This window comes from Intestinibacter sp. (assembly GCF_051866655.1).
GTDB lineage: Bacteria > Bacillota > Clostridia > Peptostreptococcales > Peptostreptococcaceae > Intestinibacter.
Genome location: NZ_JBJDXL010000015.1, coordinates 1 through 4,305, shown reverse-complemented (window position 1 = coordinate 4,305; position 4,305 = coordinate 1). Strand labels below are relative to the sequence as shown.

Here is a 4,305-nt window from a genome sequence, read left to right as displayed (position 1 = left end):
TTTTTAAAGAAATCTAAAATTACTATGATACCTATTGGAGGTAGGGCGCAGTTTAATATATTTAACCAACCAGTGAAGTTCCAATATAGCCAAATAGCTAGTGCAGTACCAACTATACCAGCAATCCAAGTAGTAAGCTTCATACGAGCACCAGTTATATTAGAAAGTGCTAAACCACCAGTGTATAAAGCATTGTTATTTGTTGTCCAAATATTAGCACCTAATACTATTAGAGCAGGAATAGCAAGTCCTTGTGCAATCATAACATAGAATATATCGTCTTTACCTGTGAATGCACCACCTACTGCACCGAAGCAGAACATAAGAGTATTTCCTAAGAAGAAAGCAATTACAGTAGTCCATACTGCAACCTTGTTGTTCTTAGCAAAACGTATAAAGTTAGGTGTTGCAGTTCCTCCAGATATAAATGAACCGATAACATAGCCTATACCAGTGAATAGAGTTATTTGTCCAGCTGATTGATTAAATATAGTAACTAGACCACCACCTTCAGTAGTTGCTCCGAACATAGAATAAACACCTAGAATTACTATCAAAGGAACCGAAATTGTACTTACGACTTCTAATGCTTTCATACCAGTTGCAGCGGTTGCAGTCATTAAAAGACCAGCTATTATAGTAAGTACCCATTCATTTATACCTAATAATTGAGCTGCAGGAATTGAAAACATTGCAACCCCAACACCAAACCAACCAATTTGAGTAAATCCTAGCACGAATGATGACAGATAAGATCCCTTTTTACCAAATGCATTACGGCATAAAAGATCCATATTCATACCAGTATCTGAACCAATATAGGCTAATAGACCACAATATGCAGATAAAATTATACCACCTATAACACAAGACAAAATAAAATTCGTAAGGTCTAAGCCATTACCTAATTTACTACCAACACTCATGCTGGCAGAGAAGAATGTGAAGCCGAGCATTACAAAGAACATACTACGAAAACCTTTTCTCGCGGAATCTGGTACTCTTTCTAATGAAAAGTCAGCATCTTCAGATGTTACTTTTTTGTTTTTAGTTTCCATAAAATCTCCCCTTCTTTATTTATTTGTATTTTGATTATATGTAGGAATACATATCCATCCCTAAATTTAAGTCTATCAAAATAATAAAAAAAATAATAGGAGTATCTTGTAAAAAATGTAATTTTGAGATTTATAATATAAATAAAGTATTATTAGGAGGGGTTGCTATGACAGAGGAAGAAAAAATATTTGCTGGAAAGCTATTTGATGCTAGAACAAAGGAATTAAAGGATATAAAACACAAGGCGCATATTCTTTGCCAAAAATTTAATACAATGGATGAATACGATGAAGATAGATTGCCGATAATAAAAGAATTTATAGGAAAAATCGGGGAAAAATATTATTTCCAAGGACCTATACAATTTAATTACGGAACACATACCTTTATAGGTGAAAATTTCTTCTCAAATTTTAATTTAATGGTTATGGACGATGCGAGAATCTACATAGGCGACAATGTTATGTTTGGTCCAAATGTATCATTGATGGCGACAAATCACCCACTAATCGCTCAGGAGAGAATAGCTATGAAATATCCAGATGGACATGTATCTATGTCTGAATTTGCAGATGAAATTCATATAGGAAATAACGTATGGTTGGCGGCAAATGTAGTAGTTTTAGGTGGAGTTACGATAGGAGATAATGCTGTAGTCGGAGCAGGAAGTGTAGTAACAAAAGACATACCAGCTAATTACCTTGCTTATGGAGTTCCATGTAAGCCAGTAAGAGAAATCACAGAAGAAGATTCAAAGATGCATTTACTTTAAATTATTAAAAAGTACATATAAATAAATAGCGCCCTAAGTACGTTTAAGGGCGCTGATATTTTTATGCATATATTATAAGCAATCCAACTGCCATTCCTATAATAGTTGAAAATGCTGGTAATTTGCTTCGATAAAGTAAAATTGCTTGAGGTAATATTTCTCCAAACACGACGTATAGCATAGCACCACTTGCAAAGCAAAGACTAAGTGCAAGTCCCAAAGGTCCAATATCACCTATAACATAACCAAGTAATCCACCTATAATAGTAGGAACACCACTTAGAGCAGTTATTAATATTGCTTTTGGTTTAGGCATACCACCGCTGATTAATGGAACAGCAACTGCCATCCCCTCTGGTATATTATGAAGTCCAATAAGTACAGATAAAATTAACGCTGAATTTACTAATACACCATCAGTATTTGCAAAGGATGCCCCTATTGTCATGCCCTCTGGTATATTGTGAAGCGCGATTGCACATGCCATAACTACACCAGCTATAAATAAAGATATAGAGTTATCCTTTTTCTTAATATGTTCATTTAAATGATTGCTATGTATTAATTCGTCTAATGCATCAGCCGTTTGAGGATGATTTGAATCAATATGTGGAACCTCAGGATTAGTACGTTTATCTATTAAATAGTTTAATAAATATACGATTGCTACACCGAGAAGTATTGTTAATATAATAATATTTATATTAGTTTTTGTTTCAATTGCACTTAAGACTAAGTCGAAGCAGACAATGCTTATCATTACACCGCCTGCAAAGCTTAGAAGTAAGCTTACTGTTCGGCTAGAGTCTTTTTTAAATAAAGCACCTACAATTCCACCCAATCCCGTTCCAACAGCACCTGCAATAGTTGTAACTAAAATTAGAGTTCCTATATTTCCCATGGTTGATCCCCCCTAAAATTTGAAAATATAATGTATCATTATTAGTTTTGTAATACATATGGCGTTATATCATAAAAAGTATAAGTAAGTTTTTGTCATATGTTTGAAAAAATTGCATTAATTTAGTATTATAAGACTTTTTTATTATAACATAGTATTAATATAAATAAACATATAGGATTGAATTTTATATGAGAATATAATATAGTATAATATTTAATAAGAAAATAAAAATACTAATAAAAATGATATAATAATAAATAAATTATTTTCAAAAATGAATTTATAGGATATAGAAAGGAGAAAATGCTATGGAAAAGGAATTATGGTCAGATCGTAAGAGAGTACTTTTTTTTGGACTACCACTTAGCTTTACGACATATCGTCTAACAAGTAACCGTCTTTTTATAAATTCGGGGCTTTTAACTCAAACACAAGATGAGGTTAGATTATATAGAATAACAGATGTATCTTTAAGCAGAACTTTAATGCAGAGAATTTTTGGACTAAGTACAATTCATTGTAATTCTAGTGATAAAACATTAGGTAATTTTGATATTGTAAATGTAAAAGACGGAGAAAATGTAAAAGAATTGTTATCGCAAAGTGTTGAACAAGAAAGAATAGCTAGAAGAGTTTATACTAGAGAAAATATGGTTGATGCAATTGATGATGATGTAGATAATGATTAGAAAAATGAGAATTATCGTTTCACCTGCCAAGAAGATGAATGTAAGTGATGATATTTTTGAATATAGAGATATGCCTATATTTTTAGATAAAGCTGAAGGACTCAAGAATTATATAAAAAATTTATCTTATGATGAATGTAAATCTATATGGAAATGCAATGATAAAATTGCCGAATTAAACTACAGTAGATTTCAAAATATGAACTTAAAGGAGCGACTAACTCCAGCAATATTTTCATATGAAGGTATTCAGTATCAGTATATGGGAGTTAAGGTTTTAGATGAAAGCTCACTTGAGTATCTTCAAGAGCATCTTAGAATTTTATCTGGATTTTACGGCATATTGAGACCACTTGATGGAGTAGTTCCATATCGACTTGAAATGCAGGCAAAGCTAATAAAGCATCAGAATAAAAATTTATACGATTATTGGTCTGATCAAATAGCAGAGCAGTTGTTTTCTGAAACTGATTTAATAATAAATTTAGCTTCAAAGGAATATAGTAAATGCATAGAAAAATATCTGCCTAAGAATGAAATTAGTATAATAAATACTAAAAAAGGTGCATATAATAAAAAAATTGAATTTGTAACATGTGTCTTTGGAGAATTAAAGGATGACAAGGTAGTTGAAAAGGGAACGATTGTAAAAATGGCTAGAGGTCAGATGGTAAAATATTTGGCAGAAAATAATATTACTAGCTTAGAAGAATTAAAAAAATTTAATAGTATGGGTTATAAATACAGCGAAGCTAGATCTGAGAAAAATAATTACGTATTTATAAAAGAGTAATTGACAATTTAATTTGAGCTATTTTATAATTAGATTGCATTTTTAAAATTGAATAGCTCCTATGAGGGAGTAGTTTGCGGCGGAGCCG

General features: G+C 31.6%; 5 protein-coding genes. 3 read left to right on the top strand and 2 right to left on the bottom strand.

The features are described 5' to 3' along the window. Positions 1-1,058, bottom strand: a 1,058-nt coding sequence (gene codB / locus ACI3VO_RS00370; RefSeq protein WP_439756004.1) for a cytosine permease, incomplete at its 3' end; no start/stop codon positions are given. A 167-nt stretch (positions 1,059-1,225) separates the two neighbouring features. Between codB and ACI3VO_RS00365 the strand changes: the two genes are divergently transcribed. After that, complete coding sequence (locus ACI3VO_RS00365; RefSeq protein WP_439756003.1) at positions 1,226-1,831, top strand: sugar O-acetyltransferase; 606 nt, start codon at positions 1,226-1,228, stop codon at positions 1,829-1,831. Positions 1,832-1,892: 61 nt separating this feature from the next. Here ACI3VO_RS00365 and ACI3VO_RS00360 read toward each other — a convergent pair whose 3' ends face one another. After that, a complete protein-coding gene (locus tag ACI3VO_RS00360; RefSeq protein ID WP_439756002.1) occupies positions 1,893-2,732 on the bottom strand; it encodes a ZIP family metal transporter in 840 nt (279 codons plus the stop codon). A 311-nt stretch (positions 2,733-3,043) separates the two neighbouring features. Between ACI3VO_RS00360 and ACI3VO_RS00355 the strand changes: the two genes are divergently transcribed. Together ACI3VO_RS00355 and yaaA are read left to right on the top strand one after the other, a co-directional pair. Further along, positions 3,044-3,424, top strand: a complete 381-nt coding sequence (locus ACI3VO_RS00355) for a PH domain-containing protein (protein WP_439756001.1) — start codon at positions 3,044-3,046, stop codon at positions 3,422-3,424. Between the two features lie 4 nt (positions 3,425-3,428). Next, positions 3,429-4,217 (top strand): peroxide stress protein YaaA, encoded by a 789-nt coding sequence (gene yaaA / locus ACI3VO_RS00350; protein ID WP_439756000.1) that lies wholly within the window; start codon positions 3,429-3,431, stop codon positions 4,215-4,217. The last annotated feature ends 88 nt before the right edge of the window (positions 4,218-4,305 follow it).